Genomic DNA, 21,806 nt, shown 5'->3' with positions numbered 1-21,806 from the left:
ATGTTGGATATCTATAAAAACAAAAGGATGAATGATTATTATGACCGCAAAATTAGATCGTCGAAAAAAATACACACGGATGGTTTTAAGGGATAGCCTCATGACCTTATTAAAAGAAAAACAAATCTCCGCTATTACCGTAAAAGAACTTTGCGAATTAGCTGATATCAATCGCTCTACCTATTACTCTCACTATTCCGATCAATTCGACTTATTGAATAAAATCGAGGAAGAAATTATAGAAGATATGTATGGTAAGCTTAGTCAATTTAACTGTACAAAGGAAGATGAGGCACTGCAAATGACAGAAAAAATACTAGAGTACATAGCCTCCAAAAGTGATGTCTGCCAAACACTTCTAAGTGAACATGGAGATACCAATTTCCAAAAAAGGATTATGAATATTACCCAACAGTTTACAATGAAAAACTGGATGACTATCAACAACGTCGATCCCAAAATAACAGAATATATTAGTATGTTTGTCGTTAGTGGCTGTATATCTGTGATTAAAAGTTGGTTAGAAAACGGAATGGACAAATCCCCAAAAGAAATGGCTGAAATCATAAATAATTTTTCAAATAAGGGATTGTCTTCAATCTTCCTTGATGAACATTCTTCATAAAATGTTCATCAAGCTCTAGGGTAAACTAATAGTTGTTACTATATGTAATATGATAAAATAAATCGTGTAAGATTAAATCTTGCACGATTTAAATAAAGGTAGGAGGAATTTCAATTGGATACTATCTACGATTTTAATGTTTTGCAAACGAACGGGAGCGAAAAATCACTGAAAGATTACGAAGGTAAAGCTTTACTCATTGTCAATACTGCTAGTAAGTGTGGACTAACGCCTCAATTCGAAGGGCTACAGGAGTTGTATGAAAAATATCATGATAAAGGTTTAGAAATTCTCGGTTTCCCTTGTGATCAATTCAATAATCAAGAATTTGATAATATTGAAGAAACTACTCAATTTTGCCAACTAAATTATGGAGTAAGCTTCCCGATGTTTGCTAAAATTGATGTGAATGGAAATAATGCAGATCCCCTATTTACTTTTTTAAAAGAGCAAAAGAAGGGCATTCTTTCAAAGAATATTAAGTGGAACTTCACGAAATTTCTTGTCGATCGAAATGGTAATGTTGTCGAAAGATACGCACCTACTACGACACCAGCTAAAATTGAGGAAGATATACAGAAGTTATTCGATTAATTGAAAGAGGATAAAATGAAGGAATTTATGACACTAGAAAATCAACTATGCTTTGCTATCTATGAGACCTCCAGTGAATTTACAAAGTTATATACCAGTGCCTTAAGATCGTTTGAGTTAACCTTCCCACAGTACCTTGTTTTGCTTGCTCTTTGGGAGAAGGACGGTCTGACGGTAAAAGAGTTAGGCCAAACTCTCAAGTTAGGTACGGGAACATTAACGCCAATGCTCGCCCGTATGGAAGCGAAAGGGTGGTTACGAAAAGAACGCTCTACAGAAGATGAAAGATGTGTCAATATCCATTTACTTCCTAAAGCAATTGAAGAGAAGCCGCTCATTCATCAAAAAGTTGCTGAAGAAGTATTAACCTGTGGTATTGAATTTGAAGAGTATCAGCAATTAATGCAGCAGCTGCAGCTCTTGAAGGGGAAATTAAAAAGTAGAAAGTAAAACAGGTGTAGCTTATTACACCTGTTTATTTCATTTCATAATCTATGATCCACTTTGACCTAGGTAAATAACGGATCGTAAACATCCGATTTTCCAGATCCTCAACACCTTGCCCGAGGCGTCGATCAATGCTAAAGATTTCGCCATCTATGGTAATAGAAAAGGTTCCTGTAATCTCTCCCCTACTTGGTTCATAATAAATGATTTCTGTGGGAATTCCTTGAATGGTGTCATACTCCTTCTTAAAATACGCAGGTAGGTCAAGGGAGTTATAAGTACCAGCAACGAAAGCCAGACACCCTATTCCAAAGACCACACTACGATGGAGCCAGTAAACCCATTTGTATTGATCTTCTCTTTCTCTGACGAAAATTGCATATAGGATAAATCCAATTCCTGACACAATTAAGCCAATGACAAATAGCGGAAAAATATTTGCAAACCCACCTAGTGGAACGAAAAGAAAAAATACGATGGCAATGCCAAGGATAATTTGCGGTCGCATAAGAAATTACCTCCTTACCTTACTTAGAGATAACATTTAGTTTCCCCCTATTGTTGCCCATATAGTTACTTAGAGGATATAAACTTTATTTTCGAACCAGGTCACAGTGCAACTATTTAGCAATACATGTTTAAAATATTTTTAAAAAGGTATGTAATAAATAGAGTTACTTAAAGGAGGAGTTATACATGAAGAAAGCCACAAGAATAATTGCCCCTATTTTAGGAGTGAGTTTAGTATTTGGGGCTATCGGAGTATCAGCACACGAAACAGTAACAGTAAAGTCTGGAGACACTTATTGGGGAATAGCGCAAAAGTATGATGATGTGACGACAGAAGATTTAATGGAAGCAAATGAGTATAATGCGTATGCTATTCCAACTGGAGCGGAAATCACAGTTCCGACAGAAAACGTGGTGACACACGTTATCCAACCAGGGAATACACTAGCAGAGATCGCTGCTGCTTATGATGGTGTAACTGTAAACGATTTAGTTAGATTAAATCCTGAAATTGACCCTTATCATTTAGAGATTGGGTCAGAGATCGTTATCGTTAATTATGATAGCGTATTAGGTGAAGATTACTTGTATCATACAATTCAACCAGGTAACACTTTCTATAATATTGCAAATGCTTATGATGGTGTAAGTGTTAATGACTTACTAGAAGCAAACCCAAATGAAGACCCGTATGAATTAACTATAGGGTCACAAATAGTTATTCCACTAAACTAGCATCCTATTAAAAACTTAGTAAAGATCTATACTAATAATTAAGTACCTTGCTACTTTATTCAAAGGCATGGAGATGTTGATCCTCCATGCCTTTTTCTTACTTTTGGGTTTACTTCTTTTTATTTTTATCTTCTTTCAAAAATTCTACTTGTACGTGGTATTTTTTTTCATTAATTTTCTCTACACGTAGAACTTCCCCTTTTTTCCCCTTAATCTTTATTCCTTGTCCTTCCAATGGTACTTCATTTAATAACTGACTTAATAAAATATCACCTTTTGCATAGTAAACAACATTTACCAATTTCCCTCACCCATTTCGTTAAAGTGTCTGGGTACTTTTAACCGTCATCTATACCCTCTATAGGAGATATATGACAACAAATAAAATTAAACACTATTTTTTTTGATTACTTTTCTACTTTTTTAATCTTCTTTTAGAATAGACAAAAGACCAAACCATTAAGATTTGGCCTTCGTTTTATTAATTTGTTTACTTCGTAGTTGCCCACATGCTGCATCAATCTCAGTGCCATGTTCTTTACGGATGCTTGCACTAATGCCTTTGTCTCTAAGTACTGTGTAAAAGGCAAACACGTCATCAGGCTCGCTTCGTTGATATTGATCATGCTCATTAACAGGATTATATGGGATTAAGTTAACAGATACTTTTTTGCCACGATCGCCAAGTAATTCGGCTAGTTCGAGAGCCTGTTCTTCTTGATCATTTACCCCACGCAATAAAATGTATTCTAGCATGACACGGCGATTTGTTTTTTCTATATAATAGTCCATGGCTGCCATTAGTTTTTCTAATGGAATTGCACGATTAATTTTCATAATCTTCGTCCGTAATTCATTATTAGGTGCGTGTAGAGAAATTGCCAGATGAACTTGCAGATTTAAATCCGCAAACTGATAGATTTTTTCTGACAGCCCACTCGTTGAAACGGTAATGTTCTTCGGTGCCAACTCTAAGCCTTTTTGATCTTTAATAATATCAATAAAATCGACCATGTTATCGAAGTTATCAAATGGCTCACCAATACCCATTACTACCACATGAGTTACTGTTTTCCCCTGTTCAAATTCATCTAGGTGGTGTTGTACCTTCATAACCTGTTCAACAATCTCACCACTCGATAAGTCACGAGTTTTCGTAAGTAAACCACTTGCACAAAAACTACAACCAATATTACAGCCTACTTGTGTTGTTACACAAACCGATAATCCGTAGCGTTGTCTCATCAAAACTGTCTCAATTAAGTTGCCGTCCTGGAGTTTAAACAAGAATTTTATCGTACCGTCTGTGGCTTGTTGCTTTATATGTTCTTCCATTGTGTAGATGGAAAAATGATCAGCTAGTAACTGAATACATTCTTCAGGAATATCCACCATTTCCTGAAACTCTGTAACTCGCTTACGGTAAAGCCAGTCCCATACTTGTAATGCCCGTGACTTCTTCTGTCCTTGTTCAATTAGCCATGCTGCTAATTGTTCTATTGTAAATCCATAAATGGATGGTTTGCTCATTACTTACCCTCTTTTCAAAAACATAGCGATTAGTTCAGATTCTACCCTATTCTACTGAAAAGAAACGTAACAAGCAAACGGTTTGCAACTGGCAAAAAAAGAAAATTACCTTAACTGAATAATTTTCTTTATTTTTTCATAATCACTAGACGTATCGACATCAAGAAACTGCCTCTCGTTTTGATACTCTATCTTCAGCCCACTAGGATCTTCACGAATGATCTTTCGAGCTCCTTGATCACCTTGTAATTGAGCGATTTTAGAGAATAATTTCGAATGAAATAACACTGGGGGTCGAGCGATTTCGTTAAAACTACAAGCAATATAGCTAGGACTATTCCGCTTTGCTAAAAAGATCAAATAATCTATCTGCTCTTTTTCAATAAGTGGTTGATCTGCCAGCAAGATGATCACTGACGTAGCCTTGTATAGTTGTGCTACTTTTAATCCGCATTTAATTGACTCTGCTTGCCCCTCTTCTGCTTTTTCACACTTGATGTGTACCAATTTTTCATTTACCCAAACGGTACTATGTACCCACTGAAGCTGACCTACATCTTTTGTTACTAAGATGACTTTGTCTAGGTTTGATTGAAGCGCTGTATGTAATGCAGCACTTCCTAATGACCCACTTCCAAAGGGAAGAGCAAGTTTATCAGAACCCATCCTGCTACTTTTACCTGCTGCTAGATAAATACCAATTATCATCCTCTTCCCCCTTACGCACAACCTTAATTATTTCTGCCATTATACTTATCGCTATTTCTTCAGGGCCAACAGCACCAATTGGTAACCCTACTGGCGAATGGATCCTTTCTATATCGTCTTGATTTTTTAACAATCGTAACGTTCGTTGCCGAGGACCTAATATACCAATGTACAGCAATTCTTCCTTCAGCAATTTTGCTAAGATCTCTTCATCCCGACGAAAATTGTGAGTCATTATCACGACAATATCATCTCTTCTATATACAAAATCTTTAGTAAATTCGTTTGGGTATGCAACTATGGTTTGGGTTGCACCAGGAAAGAACTCTTTTTGACAGAAGGCCGGTCGCCAATCCGTAATAATCGTCTCAAATCCACTCTGATAAGCAAACTGACCCAGGGGCCTAGCATCAATGCCCGCTCCAAAAATAATTAAACGTGGTTTAGGCCGAAACACCTGCTGAAAAATAAATGAAGTGTTTTCTACATCCTCAAGGCACTCAACAGATTCTGTTCCCGTGCTAAAACCGTACTTTACTACAGTTCCATTCTCAGTTAGATACTTTGTATGTTGGACAGATATCCCTTCACTAAGAAGTTGTTGAACTCTCTTCAGATGAGCTTTATAGTTCATATCAACTAATTCTAAGAGTACTGTTATCACACCGTTACAACCACTTCCTTGTCCCCAAGACAAATCATCCTCATCAGCTAAATTATAAGTAACGGTACGTGAAATTCCATCTAAGAAAACGATTTTCGCTTTCTCAACTAAATCACGTTCCAAACAACCACCACTAATTAACCCTACGTGTGATCCATCTTCCATACAAAGTAACATTGCCCCTTCTTTTCGGTAGGAGGAACCTTCAACTTTTATAATTGTAGCTAACACAATGGCTTGGTTAGAATTCAATATCACGTTGAACATATCGTAAGCGTTCATACTAGACTCCCCCCGTTTTAACGATCTATCGTAATAATCTCCTCATAGCTGTCTCCTCCAACCGTTTCCCACCTTATTTCTACTTTCATTTTTTTAATTGCGTTTTGCATAACCTCTTTATTACTACCTCTATTTGATGAGGATTTCCCTAGAAGAAAATACTTTGTTCCAGGATCAATCTCGTTTCTTGTTCCAGAAGAACCTCTACCTAATTCTGGTGGATAAGTAATTTCATAGCTGAAATTACTTACATCTTCATTGCCTTTATATAGCAACGAACCACTCTCTTCTTCATAATCTTTAGCTAAAATAAATGTAAGTTCCACATCCCAAAACTTGCCTTGTCCTCTAGCTTTTACTTCTTCCTGGATACAACCAACCAACACAACAGAGAATGCGAGAAGTACTATTAATCTGATATGTCTCATTGTACGCCCCCACAAATTTTTTTTAGGGTTACCCACAAAAAAGGAGTAAGAACTTATAATTCATACTCCTACAACTTATTAATATTTTTTCACCAATTGATCGACCTTCTTCTTCATTGATGAGACCACTGTTTTTTTATAGCGAACTGCTATAATAAGTACTTTCAGCTGCTGAGTTCTAGATAATTTTTCAAAACGAGGCTCCTGTTTTATAAATGACTTAACAATAGACCAGCTTTTCGGAACCATTGGATAATCGTCAAGTGGCTGTTTATTGCGGATACGATGTAACCATGTTTTAAGCATAGAGGACTTACTTTCATCTACAATACAAGGTGCATAGATGTTTTTTTCGTTTTTTTTGAGGTGTTCGTAACGATCTAAGCCTGTTAAAATGCTATAGCTGCCATCTTCACTATTTTTTTTAACGACTAAAATATTCATGCAATCCCACATTAACCTTCTTAACTTTTTGATATGGTTCGTCATTTTTAATGAAGGATCAGGTTTGATCTTACGTAACGGAATATATCGCACAGTAAATCTCATTTATAACCTCTCCTTATCCAAATTGACGCCTAGTGTTAGGATCTGGTGCATCTATATTTGGCTGTCATTACCATTTTATTCGAGTAATATAAAAAGATGACCCAGAGGATCATCTTTTAATCCATTATTATTTTTTTATAAACATTTGTGTCCAGTAGTGTCCATTTTCGTTGTAGCCAACTCCGATATGGGTAAAGTCTGCACTCATGATATTTTTACGATGCCCTTCACTATTCATCCACGCTTGTACAACTTGTTCAGGAGTACGCTGCCCTTGGGCGATATTCTCACCAGCACTTCGGTAAGAAACACCGTGGTCCCTAATCATATCAAACGGAGAACCGTGCGTTGGACTTGTATGTGAAAAGTAGTTATTTTGCTGCATGTCATCAGATTTCACTTTTGCTACACCACTTAATTGTGCATCCGCTTGATAGTCTGGCAAGCCATTTTTTCTTCTCTCAGCATTTGTCAGCTCAATTACTTTTGCAGCAGCATCACTAATTCCGGCAGTAGCTTGTTTCGGTGCCGCTTCTTGCTGTTGTGCTGGTTGTTGTTGTGCTGGTTGTTGCGGTTGAGCTGGCTGTTGTTGAGCTGGTTGTTGCGGTTGAGCAGGTTGTTGTTGAGCTGGCTGTTGTTGAGCTGGTTGAGGTGTTGCCGCCTCTGGTTGCTCAACAGGCGCTTGTGGTTGTGGCTCAGGAGTTTCCTGAGTAGCTGGCGCTTCTGGTGCAGCTTGTTCTGGTGCCGGTGTAGGAGCCGGTGCTGCTGCTTGTCCTGGTTTTTGCCATGTACCCTGTTTACCGTGCTGAACATTTACGCCACCACTTACAACAAACTTATATTTTGCTTGTTGAATTTGAACTGCCTTTGTATGTGGGTACTGATTACTAGGGATGTCCGTGTTAGCATTTGAAATACTACCGTATTGGTCCATTTGTGCGTCTACATGGCCACGACCCATCAATTGCTCATCTTCATTTATTCGATAATCATCAACGGTTTGGTTTCCTCCAGCCCAAAACTCTCCTAAAGGCTGTACTGCTCGATTTTCTTGCGCTGCGTTCATATTACAACCAACGACTGTTAGGGTAAGTAACACGATTATTAATAACCCAATATGTTTTATTTTCATATAGAAAGCTCCCTTTTTTATTGTTTTAGTTTATACACATATATTTTCTACCGACATGAGAAAAGTATGTCATGGTAAATAACAGTAAAATAGGGAGTAATAAAGCAAAATTTTGTTTTTAATAGTTATACGAGTTCAGTTGGAATCGACTCAAGAGTTAGCTTTATTTTTATAAACTAAATCTCGATAAAATATTGATAAAATTGACATTGTTAATTGTGACAAGTAATGATTTAGTTTATGTTCACCATTTACCTTCAGCCAACTACCTCTTTCCAATACGTTATCAATTATTAATTGAAACCCCATTACTTTTCCAATGTTGTAACCTTTGCTATCTTTTAACTGCCAGGCTGAGAATAGAGCTATGACCATGGAATATAAGGGGACTAAGATAAAATGTTCACGCCAAGAATGAAAATAGCCACGTCCAAACTTCACTTTGTTTCTTACAGCTTTGATAAATAATACATTGACACAAGTCACCACAATAAAATGATACAAAGAAAAAAATTGTATAGCTGGGTTTCCTTTCTTTAATTGTTCATACCATTTGTCACTTATAAAGAAATATATCGGTAGCAAGAAAACTGTATAAATTGTCCTCCACCACATATGAGTGTAAATTCCTAAACGAACATAGAACGCTTCAACTACCCCAAAATAAATAACTGTTACTAATTTATACTTCCAACCTAAACGAAATGCTGTAATGAAAAGAGCTGTGAATGGAACATAGATTGCTTGTGACAATATTGCCCCCATAATCTTATCTATATAATTATTTTTAAATACACCTGGCTTGTAGGAATAACCATTAAAAAGATTGACGACAAAATACTCAAAAAAGTATGCCAATCCAATATTCGATACAAGTAAAATGAATAATCTTTTCCGATCTTTATTTTTATAAAACGTATAGAAAAGCAGCACCGAATGAATGATGAGTAAAAGAGCATATGGTAACAAGTGTTTTTTTCTTTTTAGGTTCATATTTTACTCCTCATTTCACTAGAGAATTAAGTACTCATTTGCATTAAAAAGTGTTCCACTATCTTAATTTGGTTTTAAATTAAAAATATATTTACTAAATTTTAAAAGGAATTACAAACATTGATCTATAAGTATCTCCTTACATAGAAAATAGATCTTTAAAGTGTCGAAAAAAACTTTGCTGTTCCCCATATATTTAGCTATGATAAACACATCAAAATAAGCGCATGAAAGGTAGGTAACTTATGAAACTTTCTAGCATCATTAGCGACGGCATGGTCCTCCAACGTAATCAACAACTTAACATAACTGGAAAAACTACATATTTACATAAAGTAATCCTTACTTTTTTAGGAAAGTCATACGAGACAACTGCAGATAATAAAGGAGATTGGTCAATTACTCTTGAGCCACTAGAGCCTGGTGGACCTTTTCATATGGTTATTGCATCAGAAGAGGAGAAAAAAGAAATTAATGATATTCTTGTTGGTGATGTATGGGTACTCGGTGGTCAATCAAACATGGAATTACCCGTTAGTCGGACACTTGATTTATTTTTAGATGAAATTAAGGAAGTAAATCAGCCATTTATTCGTCAATACAATGTTCCTCAAACCTATGATTTTCACGAACCAAAACAAGAGCTAGTCGGCAATGTCTGGATGAAAGCTACTAGCGATGACATTATGAAGTTTAGTGCAGTTGGATACTTTTTTGCTAAAGAAATATATGAAAAAAACGGTGTTCCCTTAGGTTTAATTATGGCAGCTGTAGGTGGTACACCAATTGAGGCATGGATCAGCGAGAAAACTTTACGGGAAATCGGTGGCTATGAAGCAGAATTAGACCTAAGTAAAAATGACTCATACATTGCTTCAACGAAATCGAGCGATCAAAAGCGCCAAGACCTTTGGTATCAATATTTAAATGAAAACGATCCTGGGTTAAAGAACACAGGTTGGTTTTCGACTTCCCATAAAGCAACTGATTGGAAAGCTATTGAGATACCAAATTCATGGAAAGGAACGGAACTTGAACAAATAAGAGGATCGGTCTGGTTTAGAAAAGAAGTTGAAGTTCCTGCTTCCATGCTAGAAGGCGAAGCCAAACTGGCACTTGGTACAATTGTCGACGCTGACGAAACGTATGTAAATGGGACAAAGATTGGTTCAACTGGTTATAGATACCCTCCTAGAAGGTACCATCTCCCGAGCGGAATTTTAAAACCAGGGAAGAATTCTATCACAGTACGTGTCATTAGCACACAAACAACCGGTGAATTCATTAAAGATATGCCTTATAAGCTAATGGCCAATGGGCAGGAACTAAATTTAGAAGGTACTTGGCAATATAAAGTTGGTGTTGTGACGGATACTCTTGAGTCTCCTACCTTTTTTCAATACAAGCCATCTGGTGTTTACAATGCCATGATCGCCCCACTAAAAAATTATCCCATGAAAGGCGTACTTTGGTACCAAGGGGAATCAAATACAAATCAGCCTGAAGGATACACTAAGTTATTTCATGCGTTAGTGAACGACTGGAGAAATAATTGGCAGATAGATGAGTTTCCTTTTATTTATACTCAACTGGCGAATTTTGACCCAGGTGAAACTGAGGTTTCAAATAACTGGGCCATTCTTCGTGAAGAACAACGAAAGGCTCTGGAAATTCCAAATACAGCGATGGCTGTGACCATTGATCTTGGGCAATATAACGAACTACATCCACAGGATAAAAAGACAGTAGGAAAACGTCTTGCATTATGTGCCCGAAAGCTAGCTTACGAAGAAGACATCGTTTTTAGCGGGCCTATCTATCAGGAGATTGAACGTGTCGATAACTCTATTCAGCTTACACTTGATCATGTCGGAAGCGGTCTAGCTGCAAAAAATGGTAACCTAAAGCAGTTTACAATTTGTGGGAAAGACGGCATATTTCTACCTGCAACTGCAACAATAGTAGATGATAAGATTGTTGTTAGTCATGAACAAATTAGCGGGCCAAAACATGTACGTTACGCCTGGGCAAACAACCCCGACGGAGCAAACCTTTATAATAAAGAAGGGTTGCCGGCTTCACCGTTTACTACAGAAACTAACTAAAGAAAATAAGAGACACTCCTTTATTTGTAAAGGGTTGTCTCTTTTTTTGTGACTATAACTGCAATATTTTAAGCACCTTTCAACTTGAAAGTTCCAACTATTCCATCTACTTCTGATGCTAGATAAGTCAGGGTTTGAGCTGATGCCGCCACTTCTTCCATGATGGCTAATTGTTCTTGTGAAGCACTTGCCGATTCCTGACTTGTTGAGGTTGTATTAATAGCTATTTCCTGAACAGCTTCTACTTCTTGAACAATTCCAGTGCTCACGTCACTAATTTTTTGTACTGAGTTTGTGACCACTTTTACTCTATTCGAAACATCAATAATCGCTTCTTCAATCTCACTATATAAGGCACTTGCTTCTTTTGAGTACTCAATTCCCGAGTTCACTAGTTCAGTTTCTTCAAGCATAGCAGAGATTGCAGCATTCGTTTTCGTTTGAATTGTTACAACCATCTGATCAATTTGCTCCACAGACAATCTACTTTCTTCTGCAAGCTTTCGAACCTCTTTAGCAACAACAGCAAATCCTTTCCCACTCTCTCCAGCACGCGCTGCTTCAATCGCTGCATTTAGTGCTAAGAGATTTGTCTGGTCAGCTATGTTAGCGATCAATGCGGTTATTGAGCCAATTTCTCTCGTTTTTTCCCCTAACTCACTTATGATTTCCGATGTATCCTCAACAGAATTTTTTATTCGATTCATTTGCTCGACTACAGTAGAAACAGATTGGAATCCTTTTTGCGATGCTTGTAAGGTCTTCTCCGATGAATGTAACATCTTTTCGCTACTATTCGTAATTTGATCTAGATCTACAGACATCTGTTGAACTGCTTCTGTTACTAAATTTAAGCTTTTTAATTGTTCTTCTGCTCTTTCTGATGATGTTATTGCAATAGTGGCAACTTGCTCAGCAGCTTTCGTACTTTCTTCAGCATTTGTTGTTAACATTTCTGAAGAACTAGCTACTTGCTCAGATGCGTTTCGCACACTTGCAATTGTATTGTTAAAGTCAATAAGTAGCTTATTTACAGAGGTTACTAAACGTCCCACATCATCATTACTTTTCACTTCTAATTCAGAAATGTTTAAATCACCTTCTGCAATTTTTTCAATGACAGCTGCTGCGTCTGTAATCGGTTTCGTCTGTCTAGATAAAAGGATTGCAAAAATAATAATGAAAAGAATAATTTCGAACAAAATAATTAGAAAAATAACCTGTTGAAAATGAGCTACAATTCTCTCGTAGGGGGTATTTGGAACCCCAACATACCACATTCCAATTACTTCACCACTTGAGTCAAATATCGGTTGATACGCAGTTTGATTAATTGTTCCAACAACATTTGCTTCACCTATGTAAGTTTCCCTGTTTTCTAGTACTGTTTTTGCTACAATACTTGATACGCTTGTACCAACAGCCCTAGTCCCATCTTCATTTCGAACATTTGTGGCAATTCTTACACCTTCTTGGAAAATTGTCACTGTACCACCTGTCGCTTCACCAACCCTATCTACAACCTCATAATTCTCGCTCATATTGACATTTCCCTTATATAACGAGTCATCTTTAATCGACCAATTTCCAGGGTATTTTTCGTCCAGATACACAGCTCCTAATGCTAAGTCTGAAAGCAACTTCTCGCGGGCTACTTCTAAAGTTTCTTTTTTGATGTAGTAGACACTAATAAAACCAATGATCAATGTTCCTAAAATAAAAGATACTGAGAATAATAACAGCAATTTTGTCTTTATCGTTAACTTCATATTCTTTCCTCCAATTGTTTTTATCCAAAACTAAAACTGTACAACTAATATAAATATACTATACAAAACTAATACAACTTGTAAACTAAAAACAATTAGGGAAGAAGTTATAGGCAAGTAGTAATAGAAAAAATCGTATATATAAGATAAATTAATTTTACAATAGGTAAAAATAACCAAACTCATATCGGTATTTACCCTTTGAGCGGAAAATTCAAACCTTTTCTTTTTATAATTTGGCTCTTTTCGTATACATTGTGGCTTTTCTATCCTAAAATTATCGGAAAAATACCTTAGATGAAGATATCAGCCAAAAAATTATGTAAGAAAAGAGCATTACTTACTAAATTAGTGGTGAATTCTTAGTAATTTGTGTAAAAGTCCGGCTTTTGGGATTTTTACGAAAGCAACAAACTTTGCGAAAACAGCCTATAATTTTCAATAACCTAAAAAAGTCGCGCGGTTTTCACCACGCGACCCTTCACTATCTATCGTAATGCAGCTATTGCTAAAGACCTCATCACTCGCTCTTGCTTTAACAATAACTGTTGAGCTTCTTCAATACTAATTTCTACAAAGGAAATCTTTGTCCTAGACATTTGTTGAACCAAACGAGGGATATCTACAGTAATAACCGTACCTATTCTCGGATAGCCACCAGATGTTTGTCTATCAGCGAAAAGTATGATAGGTTGACCACTTGCTGGTACTTGGATCGTTCCAACAGTGATCGCATCTGAAATAATATCTGCTTTTCCTTGATGCGTAATGATTGGACCTGATAACCTATAGCCCATTCGATCAATCTCCCGAGTGATTTCATACTCGCCACTAAAAAATGTTGCTTTTCCTTCTTTAGTAAAGCTGTTTTCATCAGGTCCTAAAATAACTCGAATTGGACCTGAACTATAACAATGAGAGATCAGCTCAGGATTAATACTTCGACGACTGAATAATTTCCTAAATTCATCGTCTCCGCAAAATAATACATCACCTTTACGAAGGTTCCTTCCTGCTACGCCACCCATTTTAGCTTTTATATACGTTGCTTTGCTACCTAAGACATCACTTCCCTCAAAGCCACCAGCAGCTGCAATATATGCTCTAACACCTCGCCTAGGTTGACCAAAAGATATGATTTGTCCTTTTTTTACCACGAAAGATTTCCAAAGCACTACTTGCTGTTCATCAATTGTTGCAGACAAATCCGCCCCTGTAATTGCAATAACAGTATCTTCTAAAACTGTTATCATAGGTCCCATCATGGTAACTTCTAAGGTTGCACATTCTTCTGTGTTCCCTACAAGTAGATTACCAACCCGATGAGCAAACTGATCCATCACTCCAGATACAACAACTCCATACCGTTGATAGCCGTACCTTCCAAGATCCTGGATCGTTGTCAACAAGCCCGGTTTCTCTATCCGAAAAATGGCTCGACTCATTTCCTCGCTCCAATTGCTTCTAGGATTATTCCATGGTTGTTAAGCGCTTGGTGAAGCTGTTTTACAAAAAGAAGTGCCTTTGGTTCGTCACCGTGAACACATATTGTATCAGCTTTTAAAGGAATAACCGTTCCATCGACTGCTGTCGTTACTCCTTTTTCAACCATCGTTATCACTCTTTCCACAGCAACGTTGACATCTTCGATCATGGCATTAGCTTCTGTTCTGGGTGTTAGTGTTCCGTTTGGTTGATAGGTTCTGTCAGCAAAAACTTCATTTGCAACTGTTAAGCCTAATTTGCCTCCTACACGGACAAGTTCACCACCAGATAATCCAAATAAAAGTAAAGTAGGATCACAATCATAGACCGCTTCAGCAATCGCTTCTGCGACATCTTTATCAACCGATGCCATATTAAATAATGCGCCATGCGGCTTCACATGCTGCATTTTGACATTATGTATGTGACAAAAGCCTTGTAGCGCACTAATTTGATAAATCATTGAATGGTATATATCTCTTGGACTTGTTTGAATATTTCTCCTACCAAAACCGATAAGATCTTGATAGCCTGGATGTGCACCTATAGCAACGTTATTTTCAACTGCTATTTTTACAGTCTGAGCCATGACATTATGATCACCAGCATGATAACCACAAGCAATATTGGCTGACGTAATTAACTTTAGCACTTCTTCATCTTGGCCAATTTTATAGTGACCAAAGCTCTCACCTAGGTCACTATTCAAGTCAATTTTCAGCATTTAAACACCTCTACTCTTCAAAAAAAATCATACTGCAACTCATACATGTTTCTTTCTACTAAGAATTCTATTTTTTGATATTCACTCTGTTTGATTGAACAGAATTTGATATAGTCCCCGGCTTCGAATAACGCAGGTTTATCCCTATGTCCATCATACAAAACTAATGGTGTTCGGCCAATAATTTGCCAACCTCCAGGAGTTGATAGTGAATAAATCCCCGTTTGCTCATCAGCAATGCCAACAGAGCCGGCCGGTACATTCATTCGCGGTACCGCTTGTCGTGGTGTACAAATCGCTTTTGACATCCCTCCTAAATACGGAAAGCCAGGTGTAAATCCGAGCATGTACACTAGATAATTTTCAGCTGTATGTATTTTAATGACGTCTTCCATTAATAAATCGTTATGGTCTGCCACTTGAGCTATGTCTGGTCCATACTCTCCACCATAGCAAACCGGAACAAAGACTCTCCTCGATTTTGATATGGTGACTTGGTCAATCTTAGCTAATAGTTCACTAACTTGGGCAACAATTTCGTCATAGGTTGCAAGTTTCGGTAGATAGTAAATGGTTACTGCAGTATAGCTCGGTGTCCACTCAATCACACCAGTTGGTTGCTCGGCCTTTAGTAACTCACAAAAACTACGAATGTCACGATTAATTTCTTTCGATATTTGATTTCCAAAAGCCACACGAACTGCCGAATCGCCAAGAGGCGAGCATCTATGCTTTACCATTCACTACCCCTCCTTATTTTTTATCAATTCATAATATTACTTTTCGTATTGGAAAATATGCTCTTTGATTATATTTCACTATCATAACAGAAAAGAAAAGTCTGTAACACGGCTAAACATGAGTGGCGAGTTAAAATAAATAAGAGAAAAGGCTCCGTGTACCTTTCCTCCTGCTTACATCTCTCTATGCTTGTTTTTGTATGCTTATACAAAGCTGCCTATACATATCGGACTCTTCAGCCATCCCCTTTTCGCGGTAAACTTTTGATAACCATTGTAAAGGTTTAGGATTGTTAGGTTCAAGCTCCATTTCCCAGCTAAAACATTCAATCGCCTTCTCAAACTGCTTGTATTGAAAGTATAACTGTCCTAGGATTTGCATGTGATCTAGATCGTCGTTTAGCTTTTCCATAGTTTCAACCTCACTATAGATCTTTCGTGCACCTGGATTTTCTCTAAAAGCTTGTAACCAGTTTTTAATATAAGCAGGCTCATGATTGGATAGTAACCATATGATACATTTGCTCAGTAGCTTTTCTGTTTTTTCAGGATAGATGTCCAATACAGACTTAACTAATAAACGAACAACATCAGGCGCTAACAGGTGTTTTTCAAAGTCTAGTCCCTCTAAGATATCTGATATTTTCTTTACCTGAGAGCTACTCAACTGAAAGCTATTACTGTCCAGCAAATTGCATAACTTTTCAATATCTTGAGTTTTGATATAGAAATGAAATAGTTCTTTTTGTAATGGAAGGAAGTTAGGAAGTTGGAAAAATAATTGTTCTAGTACCTGTATTATTTTTGTTTCATCAAAATGCTTTTCTAGGAGCTGCTTTAAGGAGGCGTAATGGAGTTCAGAAAAGCTTAACTTCAACTGATAAATAGACAAGACCATTAAGTCTAGCCAGCGCGATTCACTTTGATATCGAACAACCAGTTGGCGGTAAGACTCTTCTTGTTCTTTTTGGGAATAAAGTACTTTTTCTGCATATATACTGTCTTTTTCCATAACATCGCTACAGTTGTTATCGTACGAAAAAGCATGTTTATTGAAGCTTCTATCACTTGCTTGTTGCTTAATAAGGCTATGCTTAGGTGCAAAATCCATCAAAATTCTAATGATTTGGTACCCTAACAGCATCTGTCCATTTCGGCGATGCTCATAAAACTCCGCTAATATTTCATTAAACAACTGTTTTTTGGGGATAAACGATTCTAAGAAGGTTAAAATTAGGGCTTTTTCTTGAGGAGTGTATATTTTTTTGAGCTGTCTTAATAACTGCTCGAAGTTTACTACTTGGCACGGATTATTAGAAGAGAGTAATTCATGAATAAAGGGAAAGTCTGCGGGATAAACTTGGCCTTTTTTAAAGGCTCTTTCAATGTATGAGTTACGGCGAAGTCTTGTTGGTTTGAACGCTGTAAGAAAATTAGTTTTGTAAAACAACAGATAATAAACCTCATTCTTCTCACAAAACGCCTCAATTATTTGCCCTTGTAAGTAAAAAGATACTTGTTCTGCTTGAAGGCGAATTTGTTTTTGGTGATCATATAACAAGAATTCGTTTTGTTCCATAGCGGTACCCCCTATCAGATTATCTATATTATACCATGTTTTGGTTTTTTAATGAATTTCCAATTTAAAAGTATCTGTTTCGCAAAGAGAAAACCGAGAGCCAGTAGACTCTCGATTTCTTTCGTTCTAGTATTTTCTTACGATAACGTATCCTTCATAAATTGATTCGATGCTTGTTTCTTCCTCACTGCCTAAGGCAAACTCAGCAATTTTTGATAATAAATTTTCTTCAACGTTAGAGGCTAAATATAATACCTCAGACTTTTCCTTTGATTTAAATCGAAAATCCTCAATCGCTAATCGAATTACCTCTTTAATACTATTACGATTTTTTGCATCGAAATTTTCCATGTTACGGATCTTCTCTAATACAAATTGTCTTAATGTCATGTCTCTTACTCCCTTTCAATTGATTTTTTATCGTTTCAAAAAACCAACTTATCCTTTCACTGATGGGATCCAAATCTTAAACGTAGTACCCTTCCCAATCTTGCTTTCTACATTAATTTTCCCATCATGTAATTCAACTAATTTTTTTACAATGGCTAAACCAAGTCCTGTTCCTTTGTTTTGCCTTGATCTACCTCGATCTACTTTATAGAAACGCTCCCAAATCAACTCTTGATCCATCTCTGAAATTCCGATACCAGAGTCAGCAATGGTAACTAAAAGATAATCTTCTTCTTCTTCAGCAGTAATCGTTATTTCACCTTGCTCGGTAAACTTTACTGCATTTTTGAGAAGATTATTGATAATTTGTTCAAAGCGTACAGGATCTGTGTAAGCTTTTGGCAATGGCCCGTTTATCATTAAGTGAAGCTCCACTTCTTTCTCATTAGCTTCTCTTTCAAACTTCATTTTTGCTTTTTCCAATATTGTTTTTGGATCAATATGATATTTTGAAAGAGTGATTTCTTTATTTTCTAATTTAATGAGATCCATTAAATCGTCAACTAAACGGTTCATATGAGTTGTCTCGTCATACATCACATCATAATATTTTTGTCTAGCTTCTTCTTCTATTAAGCCGTCTTGCAATGCTTCTAAAAACCCTTGCATTGTTGTAAGTGGCGTTCTTAATTCATGAGAGATATTTGCTAAAAAGTCATTACGAATATTATCAATTCGTTGTCGTTCTTCATCTATTTTCGCTAGTTTCTTAGCCATCATATTTATCGTTCCCGCCAGATCACCAATCTCATCTTCCGAGCTTATATCAATCCGTTCTTCAAAATTCCCTAACGCCATCCTCGCTGCTGCACGATCAATTTGCTGTAATGGCCGCGAAATTGTCCAAGATAGATATGAAACCATAGCGGTAGAAAAGAGCATACCAAATAACGTAGCCCAAAGTATTGTCTCCCTAGTTTTTGCGATAATCTCATTTAAACCTCTAAGTGGTGCATGGAGAACTATACCTCCATAGACATGATCCTTCTTTCCCCAAGGAACAACCACAGACAGCATTGGTTCCGATAAGCCTTCAAATTTCAGGCGACTGACCACATTTTCTCCTCGCAATACCCGCTCAACAATTGATGTAGCCACCGATTTGCCAATTGAAACCTCGTCTTGAGTGGATGTTGCAATAATTTTTCCATCTTTATTAAAAATCCATATTCTCGCATCAAAAGAATGATCAAGGAATTCAAGAATTTCTTGCTTCTCATCGTTAATAAACATTGTATCTTGAATATTGGCATTTACTGTACGACCTTGCCGCAGTAACTCTTCTTGCTTAGCATTTGTCATATAGCTGTTGGTAAAGTAGAACATGAGAATACCGACGATCCCAATCCCTACTACAATTGTGATCATGTAACTAATTAAGAGTCGCCGGAAAATGCTTTTGTTCATCCCTAACATTAGCCTTCAACCTCAAACTTGTAACCAACACCCCAAACTGTTTGTAGACACTCCTTTTTCAGGCTATGTAGCTTTTGCCTTAGCTTCTTAATGTGGACATCTACGGTACGGATATCACCAATATAATCATAGCCCCAAACATGTTCGAGGAGCTGTTCTCTTGTAAAAACATTACCTGTTGACTTTGCCAAATATACTAATAGATCAAATTCTTTCGGTCGTAGAATTACTTTTTCTCCACGCACAAGAACTTCTCTGCGATCAATATTAATAGAAATGTCTTCAAAGGTGATTGAATTCATTTCTGCGATTTCGTTATTAGATTTCGGTTGCATTCTACGAAAAATTGCCTTAATGCGCGCAACTAATTCTCTTGGACTAAAAGGTTTGGTTACATAGTCATCTGCTCCAAGCTCTAACCCAAGTACTCTATCAAACTCTTCAGTTTTTGCGGTAAGCATAATAATTGGTATATCAAATTTTTTACGAATCTCTCGACACACCTCAAATCCGTCCATGTTCGGCATCATTACATCTAAGATGATTACATCTGGAAGTTCTCTCTCGACCAATTCAAGCGCTACCAATCCTTGATCAGCCTCGATGATGTCGATTTGTTGTTGTTTAAAAAATATACGAATAATCTCACGAACATTGGAATCGTCATCAACAACTAACGCCTTAAAACGTTGCATGATACTTTGCCTCCCAAAAAAGATGATTTATCGTTACATAACTTTACGGACCCCCCATTATTTTTTAGGGGGGATAATAAAAAAAATATGAACCCAATATAATGGGTTCATACATCTGTAGATATCTATATAAAACGGGAGAGGGTTTCATGCTACTACTTTTGATCTAATGAAACGTTGCCTTCCGTATTAAATTTCAAGTTCCCCAATTGTAACTCGCTGTTCAACCAAAGCTTCGCATCTACATTTAAAGGCCTATATTCTGTGTCACCAATATCTGTTAGTTCAATTTTCGGTTCTGGTTTAGTTGGTTTTGATGCCTCTGTCTGTGGTTGTTTACCTTCTACCTTAACTTCTGTATCGGATTTCACGCTACCTTTGCTGGTTGTTACTGATGACTCAGTATTGGTTGCTGCTGGTTCCACATCTTTCTTACTGGACGAGTTCCCTTTTGAAAACTCTGTTTTCGCTTCAACTTTTGTTGCGGCTTGTAAATTTTCCGCAGCAACTTCTGCCTGGCTTGTTAAAAAGAAATGTAAATACACCTTATAGGAATCCCTAAAGCTATAGTACGGTTTAAATAAGGTAGGTAACCAGTTGTCTTCAAGCTCTTTGATGAAAACCTCTCCCGTGGATCCTTCTTTGTTCGTGTTCAGTTTTGTCGCAGCGGCATTAGTCACTGTTACTTGAGGTTTAGCTTCAACGTTGACTCGTGATTTAGCTTCTTTTGAGTCATCTGTAAGGTTTGCGTTTACTTCTACATCTGCTGTAACTTCAACATTCGCATTTACATCATTAGAAAGGCTCATATCCTTCTTTAACGAACTTAGGTGTAATTGATTATTATGAGTTAACGAGGATTGAATAGAATGATCCATAAGTAGTTTGCCACTAACTAGTTCTTTTGCCGAAGTCGTTATCCCACCTGCTAGTATACTAGGTGTCAATAGTGATGCTGACAGTAATACAGGGATTAGTTTCTTTGAAACTGGCTTTCTAGTATTTTGTTGCATACCTTGCTTTGGATTGTGTTTCATTTGTTTTCCTCCTCTTTTCGTTTTAACTACTTGTGTTTATCATAAAATAAATATATGACCAAATTATGTTCAAACTAAGAAATGTTTTTTATGGATGTATGAACTAGTTTGGAAAGATCAAGCAAAATTCCCAAGTGGACATACGTTCCGTTATTTTTGCTAGAATCGCATATTTGAGATTTCGCGGCCACCTAACAATGTCCTAGAGAATGTAAAAACAGACAAAAAAAGAACTGATCTCCCTCACTATCAAAGCGAGAGAAATCAGTTAATCAATGAGACGTTTACTCCCTTGTTCTAACTTTTCCCTGATATTGTAACCTTACCTACTTTTCCCCTTGCTATTATTACTCTACTTCTTCTCACTTAATAACCTTACTTATTCCCCTGCTTCCTCTTCTTCCTCTTCTTCACCAAATTCATCATCTGTCGTATCTAAGTCAAGCTCAGCACCAGCATCTGTTTCGTTATTATCCATGTACTCACCTGGTTGCTCTTCAAATCCTGGCTCGCCTTCCCCTGAACATGCTGCTAATAGACTTATTGATAATATAATACTAGTTAACAATAAAAAGAATTTTTTATACAATCCTAATCCCATCCTTTATG

24 protein-coding genes are annotated in these 21,806 nt (G+C 36.9%); 5 read left to right on the top strand and 19 right to left on the bottom strand.

The window, feature by feature from the left end:
• The first annotated feature begins 40 nt into the window (after window positions 1–40).
• The 3 genes from DS745_RS12010 (at window position 41) to DS745_RS12000 (ending at window position 1,669) form a co-directional block, all read left to right on the top strand.
• The gene (locus tag DS745_RS12010) at window positions 41–625 is read left to right on the top strand and encodes a TetR/AcrR family transcriptional regulator (protein WP_129078489.1); all 585 of its coding nucleotides are present in this window, start codon (window positions 41–43) and stop codon (window positions 623–625) included.
• Window positions 626–739: 114 nt separating this feature from the next.
• Window positions 740–1,219 carry a glutathione peroxidase gene (locus tag DS745_RS12005; RefSeq protein ID WP_129078488.1) on the top strand — a complete coding sequence of 160 codons (480 nt, stop codon included), beginning with the start codon at window positions 740–742 and terminating at the stop codon, window positions 1,217–1,219.
• 15 nt (window positions 1,220–1,234) lie between these two features.
• On the top strand, window positions 1,235–1,669 hold the full coding sequence (locus DS745_RS12000; RefSeq protein WP_129078487.1) for a MarR family winged helix-turn-helix transcriptional regulator: 435 nt from the start codon (window positions 1,235–1,237) through the stop codon (window positions 1,667–1,669).
• Window positions 1,670–1,694: 25 nt separating this feature from the next.
• On the opposite strand, the gene DS745_RS11995 is transcribed toward DS745_RS12000, so the two are convergent.
• A complete protein-coding gene (locus DS745_RS11995) occupies window positions 1,695–2,174 on the bottom strand; it encodes a hypothetical protein (RefSeq protein ID WP_129078486.1) in 480 nt (159 codons plus the stop codon).
• A gap of 188 nt (window positions 2,175–2,362) precedes the next feature.
• Here DS745_RS11995 and DS745_RS11990 point away from each other — a divergent pair, with 188 nt between their 5' ends.
• Window positions 2,363–2,911 carry a LysM peptidoglycan-binding domain-containing protein gene (locus DS745_RS11990; RefSeq protein WP_129078485.1) on the top strand — a complete coding sequence of 183 codons (549 nt, stop codon included), beginning with the start codon at window positions 2,363–2,365 and terminating at the stop codon, window positions 2,909–2,911.
• A 109-nt stretch (window positions 2,912–3,020) separates the two neighbouring features.
• Here the strand turns inward: DS745_RS11990 and DS745_RS11985 are convergent, their stop codons facing one another.
• From DS745_RS11985 to DS745_RS11950, 8 genes are all read right to left on the bottom strand, one after another.
• Entirely contained in the window at window positions 3,021–3,212 is a 192-nt protein-coding gene (locus DS745_RS11985; protein WP_129078484.1) for a hypothetical protein, read from the bottom strand.
• A 158-nt stretch (window positions 3,213–3,370) separates the two neighbouring features.
• A complete protein-coding gene (rlmN, locus tag DS745_RS11980) occupies window positions 3,371–4,441 on the bottom strand; it encodes a dual-specificity RNA methyltransferase RlmN (RefSeq protein WP_129078483.1) in 1,071 nt (356 codons plus the stop codon).
• 105 nt (window positions 4,442–4,546) lie between these two features.
• A complete protein-coding gene (locus tag DS745_RS11975; protein ID WP_129078482.1) occupies window positions 4,547–5,149 on the bottom strand; it encodes an NTP transferase domain-containing protein in 603 nt (200 codons plus the stop codon).
• Window positions 5,118–6,095: an XdhC family protein gene (locus tag DS745_RS11970; protein WP_129078481.1), complete on the bottom strand. Its 978-nt coding sequence runs from the start codon at window positions 6,093–6,095 to the stop codon at window positions 5,118–5,120. The genes DS745_RS11975 and DS745_RS11970 overlap by 32 nt, the downstream gene beginning before the upstream one ends.
• Window positions 6,096–6,112: 17 nt before the next feature.
• On the bottom strand, window positions 6,113–6,523 hold the full coding sequence (locus tag DS745_RS11965) for a hypothetical protein (protein ID WP_129078480.1): 411 nt from the start codon (window positions 6,521–6,523) through the stop codon (window positions 6,113–6,115).
• A 78-nt stretch (window positions 6,524–6,601) separates the two neighbouring features.
• Window positions 6,602–7,072, bottom strand: a complete 471-nt coding sequence (locus tag DS745_RS11960) for a hypothetical protein (protein WP_129078479.1) — start codon at window positions 7,070–7,072, stop codon at window positions 6,602–6,604.
• Between the two features lie 127 nt (window positions 7,073–7,199).
• Entirely contained in the window at window positions 7,200–8,204 is a 1,005-nt protein-coding gene (locus DS745_RS11955; RefSeq protein ID WP_241657803.1) for a CAP domain-containing protein, read from the bottom strand.
• 150 nt (window positions 8,205–8,354) lie between these two features.
• Complete coding sequence (locus tag DS745_RS11950) at window positions 8,355–9,197, bottom strand: hypothetical protein (RefSeq protein WP_129078478.1); 843 nt, start codon at window positions 9,195–9,197, stop codon at window positions 8,355–8,357.
• Window positions 9,198–9,442: 245 nt separating this feature from the next.
• Between DS745_RS11950 and DS745_RS11945 the strand changes: the two genes are divergently transcribed.
• Window positions 9,443–11,302: a sialate O-acetylesterase gene (locus tag DS745_RS11945; protein WP_129078477.1), complete on the top strand. Its 1,860-nt coding sequence runs from the start codon at window positions 9,443–9,445 to the stop codon at window positions 11,300–11,302.
• 68 nt (window positions 11,303–11,370) lie between these two features.
• Here DS745_RS11945 and DS745_RS11940 read toward each other — a convergent pair whose 3' ends face one another.
• From DS745_RS11940 to DS745_RS11895, 10 genes are all read right to left on the bottom strand, one after another.
• A complete protein-coding gene (locus DS745_RS11940; RefSeq protein WP_129078476.1) occupies window positions 11,371–13,071 on the bottom strand; it encodes a methyl-accepting chemotaxis protein in 1,701 nt (566 codons plus the stop codon).
• 488 nt (window positions 13,072–13,559) lie between these two features.
• Entirely contained in the window at window positions 13,560–14,516 is a 957-nt protein-coding gene (locus DS745_RS11935) for a 5-oxoprolinase subunit C family protein (RefSeq protein ID WP_129078475.1), read from the bottom strand.
• Entirely contained in the window at window positions 14,513–15,280 is a 768-nt protein-coding gene (locus tag DS745_RS11930; protein ID WP_129078474.1) for a LamB/YcsF family protein, read from the bottom strand. The genes DS745_RS11935 and DS745_RS11930 overlap by 4 nt, the downstream gene beginning before the upstream one ends.
• A 17-nt stretch (window positions 15,281–15,297) precedes the next feature.
• Entirely contained in the window at window positions 15,298–16,020 is a 723-nt protein-coding gene (gene pxpB, locus DS745_RS11925) for a 5-oxoprolinase subunit PxpB (RefSeq protein ID WP_129078473.1), read from the bottom strand.
• 184 nt (window positions 16,021–16,204) lie between these two features.
• Window positions 16,205–17,599, bottom strand: coding sequence for a tetratricopeptide repeat protein (locus tag DS745_RS11920; RefSeq protein WP_129078472.1), 1,395 nt, complete (start codon window positions 17,597–17,599; stop codon window positions 16,205–16,207).
• A 126-nt stretch (window positions 17,600–17,725) separates the two neighbouring features.
• On the bottom strand, window positions 17,726–17,989 hold the full coding sequence (locus tag DS745_RS11915; RefSeq protein ID WP_129078471.1) for a DUF6407 family protein: 264 nt from the start codon (window positions 17,987–17,989) through the stop codon (window positions 17,726–17,728).
• 48 nt (window positions 17,990–18,037) lie between these two features.
• Complete coding sequence (locus DS745_RS11910) at window positions 18,038–19,465, bottom strand: sensor histidine kinase (RefSeq protein ID WP_129078470.1); 1,428 nt, start codon at window positions 19,463–19,465, stop codon at window positions 18,038–18,040.
• On the bottom strand, window positions 19,465–20,160 hold the full coding sequence (locus DS745_RS11905) for a response regulator transcription factor (protein ID WP_129078469.1): 696 nt from the start codon (window positions 20,158–20,160) through the stop codon (window positions 19,465–19,467). Before DS745_RS11905 ends, DS745_RS11910 begins: the two co-directional genes overlap by 1 nt.
• 155 nt (window positions 20,161–20,315) lie before the next feature.
• Window positions 20,316–21,197: a hypothetical protein gene (locus DS745_RS11900; RefSeq protein WP_129078468.1), complete on the bottom strand. Its 882-nt coding sequence runs from the start codon at window positions 21,195–21,197 to the stop codon at window positions 20,316–20,318.
• A 379-nt stretch (window positions 21,198–21,576) separates the two neighbouring features.
• A complete protein-coding gene (locus DS745_RS11895) occupies window positions 21,577–21,786 on the bottom strand; it encodes a hypothetical protein (RefSeq protein WP_129078467.1) in 210 nt (69 codons plus the stop codon).
• Window positions 21,787–21,806: the final 20 nt, after the last annotated feature.

Source organism: Anaerobacillus alkaliphilus (genome assembly GCF_004116265.1).
GTDB classification, from domain to species: domain Bacteria; phylum Bacillota; class Bacilli; order Bacillales; family Anaerobacillaceae; genus Anaerobacillus; species Anaerobacillus alkaliphilus.
Note: the sequence above shows the minus strand (reverse complement) of the source record. Positions and strands in the feature narration are given on the sequence as shown.